We start from the raw sequence: 3,616 nt of genomic DNA on the forward strand, positions 1-3,616 counted from the left end.
GCCGCCGAGCTCTGGCCGGACCCGGCTCGGTGGGCTCGCGCGTGGGGGCCCTCGGCCATTTTCGACGTTCGGGTCATCAAGACGGCCACCCGGCGCTCTTGTGATGGGATGTCGGGCGACCTGACCGCTCGAACGAGGAGGGATCGTGCTCAGGGGAATCGCTCTAATCGTGTCGCTGAGCGCCGTCGGCGCACTCACTCTTCCGTCAGCGGCGCACGCTGACGACCGCATTTGTCGTGGCACGCTAGGCGCGGTCACGGTCGACAACTTGAAGGTGCCCGCCGGGGCTACCTGCAGGCTGAACCGAACTCGCGTTGAGGGCAACGTGATCGTGAATCGCAACGCGACTCTGCGGGCGGAGCGAATTCGGGTGGATGGAAACGTCCAAGCGGAGGGAGCGGCCCTGGTGCGCGTCCTGGACTCCACCGTTGGTGGGAGCATTCAACTCGAGCAGGGTCGAGGAGGAGTTGTGTTACGCAATCGGGTCGACTCCGACATCCAGCTCTTCTCCAACCGCGCGTCGTTCACGGTGACCAGCAATCGCGTCGACGGAAACCTCCAATGCAAGTCGAACCGGCCCAAACCGACCGGTGGTCGGAACGTCGTTCAGGGCAACAAGGAAGACCAGTGCGCTCGCCTCTGATTGCACGTGCCTAGACACCACCCCGGCCGGACCCACCCAGGGCTGTTTCTGCTTCTTCTCAGCCGGGCTTGAGACCCGGCAGCGGTCCCCCGGCGCCGGTGCCCTTTCGCGCTCGCGGATGCACGTCCCCGACACCTTCGCGAGGATGTGAGGCGGCAAAGGTGACCCAGGGTCACCACAAAGTCACCCGTTCCCGGGAAGCCAGGGGACCGGGGAGAGGCGCTACGAGAACCCGTTTCTCGAGCCGACCGGAAGGATTCCGGACTGCCAACCGTCGTGTTGCGTCCCGCTCCCGGAGAACAGCGTCGCATTCGGCAAGGCGACCTGCCCGACTGGAGAGCGAGCCGTGGGCGGCGGCTGAAGCTATTCGTCCGGGGTCGGATTCGTCGCGAACATGGGCCAGTCGAACCCGGCGCCCAACTCGGGGAACACCACCTGGCAGGTCCGCGTTCGAGAACCCGACGACAAGCCCGGCGGCTGTCCACGCGTACGTCTGCGCCACCGTCACGCCCTGACGAGCACGGCATGCCCGTGATGCACGCATATGCTCGCGTGCATGCCGACGTTCATCGAGCTGCGGCTCACGACGGGCGAGAGGCGCCATGTGGAGGCGTCCGAGAGCAATGCCCGGACGGAGATCGATCGGTGGGCGCAGAGGGACAAGACGTCGTGGATCGAGACGGTGGAGGGGATCTGGGTGAATCCCGGCCACATCGTCGAGGCGCGTTTGGTTGTGCTCTCCGCAGCTCCACCGCGGGAGCCGCCGTCGGTTTAGCCGTCCTGCGGGCCGGGTGACAACGTGGGCGGCGGCTCCGAGCCTCGGACCCCGCCCTGCGGCTGCGGGGGCCGACCGGCCCTTCCCTGGCGTCCAGCGCAGGGCACACGAAGCTCGCGAGCCGCCATCCGCGTATCGAGGATCGCCACGAACCGCCGCCCGACTTCACACGGGCCGACCGGCCGAGTAGGATCCGCGCGGTTTCGTGCGGTGGGTGTTCGTGATCGGGGGTCTCGTCGCCGCGCTGGCGGTGACAGGCGCGGGCGATGCGGCACGACACAAGCCCAGCGTGCGCCCACAGGTCGGGATCTTCTACTACGCCTGGTACGGCACCCCTCACCTCGACGGCGCCTGGCTGCACTGGGGGCAGGGCCAGAGCGACCCGCCGCACGCGCTCGGCTCCACCTTCTACCCGGCACGCGGCCCATACTCCTCCGCCGACAGGAGGTTGGTGCGAGCCCAGATGCGCGAGATCGCCTCGACGGGCGTCGACACCGTGATCGTCTCCTGGTGGGGCCCCGGCTCCGTCGAGGATCGCCGGCTCGGCCCTGTCGCCGCGGAGGCGCGACGGGCGGGGCTCGGGCTGGCGCTCCATGTCGAGCCCTGGCATGGTCGGACGCCGGCCGGGGTGGTCGCCGCCCTGCGGGGCATGCGCCAGCTCGGGATCCGTGACGTGTACGTGTACGACTCGATCGTCGACTCCGACGACGCGTGGCGCGCCGCGCTCACCGGCCTACAGGGCTTCCGCGTGTTCGCGCACACGTCGCTCGCGGGAAAGGCGCGCCGGGGTGCGTTCGACGGCCTCTACACGTACGACGTGCTCGTCAACGACGGGACGTCCTTCCGCAGGATGTGCAAGGCGGCGCGGAAGCTACGACTCGCGTGTGCTCCATCGGTCGGGCCCGGGTTCGACGCGTTTCGGGCCACGGGCGAGCTCCGGCTTCGGACGCGCAACGACGGGCGCTGGTACGACCACATGTGGGCGACCGCGATCCGAGCCGCACCGGACATCGTCACGATCACGAGCTACAACGAGTGGCACGAGGGGACGCAGATCGAGCCCGCCCGTTCGACCGCCGGGCTCTACGACACGTACGAGGGCGCCTGGGGCCTCACGGGGACGCGCGCCGAGCGGGCGTACCTCGACCGCACCGCGTACTGGATCGGCCGCCTGGCCGGCCGATCCTGATCGGGGGCGTCAGCAGCAGCCCCCGCGGGCGCGGAGCGGTCGCGCTTTAGGGATGTGCCCCGCCGAAGGCGGGGATTCCCGCGGCGCGATTCCGCTTCTGCGGAATCGCGCTTCGCGGACCAACCTCAGTAAAGGGCCGTCGCGAGCCGGCGCCGGAAGGCAGACGCGATCGGGTCGTCCTGGCCGAGCCGCTCGAAGATCGCTACGGCGACCTCGCGTAGCCGTTCCCGCTCCTCGGGCGCGGCTGTAGGCACAGCGTCGAGGATCAGGTCGAGGGCGCCCTCGATGTCGCCCGCGTCGAGGGCCGCGACCACGTTGGGAAGCTCGCCGCGCTCGCGAAGCTCCTCGACCAGCGCGTCCGCCCGCGGCGGGGCCAGCACCGCGTCGAGGAACGACGAGACGGAGGCGCCGGACTGTGCGCCGACGAACTCGTTCACGACCCGGCCGTCCCTGAACGCCTTGACCGCCGGAATGCCGCTCACCCCGAACTGCTGCGCGAGCGCCGGGTTGGCGTCGACGTCGACCTTGACGAGCTCGACCGCTCCCCCGCGTGACTCGACCTCGCCCTCGAGGACGGGTGCGAGCGCATGGCAGGGGCCGCACCACTCGGCCCAGAAGTCGACGACGACGGGCACCTCGCGGGAGCGCTCGATGACCGCGGTGTCGAAGGTCTGCTCGGTGACGTCCATCGAAGAGAGGCTACCGAGAGGGCTGGGAGACGACGTCGGCGCCGCAGCCGGCGACGAGCGCAGCGTGGACGTGCTCCGGCTCGACGCCCTCAAGCGAACGGTGGTCGAGGTCGACCTCGATCTCGTCCCAGGCATCGAGGCCGAGCGAGCGCGCGCCGTTCGGGCCTCCGATCTGCCACAGCTCCTCGGTCGGGAAGACGCCGCGGCGCCCGTCCTGCCGTCGGGCGATGCCCTCGAGCTCGCGCAGCTCCTCGAGCGGGTCGATGCGCACGTTCGAGTCCGAGCCGATGCAGAGCGGGATCCCGCGGTGTGCGACGCGG

The 3,616-nt window shown here is 69.9% G+C and carries 4 protein-coding genes and 1 pseudogene; 3 read left to right on the forward strand and 2 right to left on the reverse strand.

The window, feature by feature from the left end:
- Positions 1-145 precede the first annotated feature (145 nt).
- The 3 genes from VJN29_RS15575 to VJN29_RS15585 all read left to right on the forward strand — a co-directional run bounded on the left by VJN29_RS15575 (position 146) and on the right by VJN29_RS15585 (position 2,607).
- Complete coding sequence (locus tag VJN29_RS15575; RefSeq protein ID WP_324144548.1) at positions 146-643, forward strand: hypothetical protein; 498 nt, start codon at positions 146-148, stop codon at positions 641-643.
- A gap of 556 nt (positions 644-1,199) precedes the next feature.
- The gene (locus VJN29_RS15580) at positions 1,200-1,418 is read left to right on the forward strand and encodes a hypothetical protein (RefSeq protein ID WP_324144549.1); all 219 of its coding nucleotides are present in this window, start codon (positions 1,200-1,202) and stop codon (positions 1,416-1,418) included.
- Positions 1,419-1,623: 205 nt separating this feature from the next.
- Positions 1,624-2,607, forward strand: coding sequence for a hypothetical protein (locus VJN29_RS15585; protein ID WP_324144550.1), 984 nt, complete (start codon positions 1,624-1,626; stop codon positions 2,605-2,607).
- 125 nt (positions 2,608-2,732) lie between these two features.
- Here VJN29_RS15585 and VJN29_RS15590 read toward each other — a convergent pair whose 3' ends face one another.
- Positions 2,733-3,296 (reverse strand): tetratricopeptide repeat protein, encoded by a 564-nt coding sequence (locus VJN29_RS15590; protein WP_324144551.1) that lies wholly within the window; start codon positions 3,294-3,296, stop codon positions 2,733-2,735.
- A 10-nt stretch (positions 3,297-3,306) separates the two neighbouring features.
- Positions 3,307-3,616: pseudogene (locus tag VJN29_RS15595) on the reverse strand (hypothetical protein); the annotation flags it as partial.

Origin of the sequence: Intrasporangium sp., assembly GCF_035280925.1 — a bacterium.
GTDB lineage: Bacteria > Actinomycetota > Actinomycetes > Actinomycetales > Dermatophilaceae > Intrasporangium.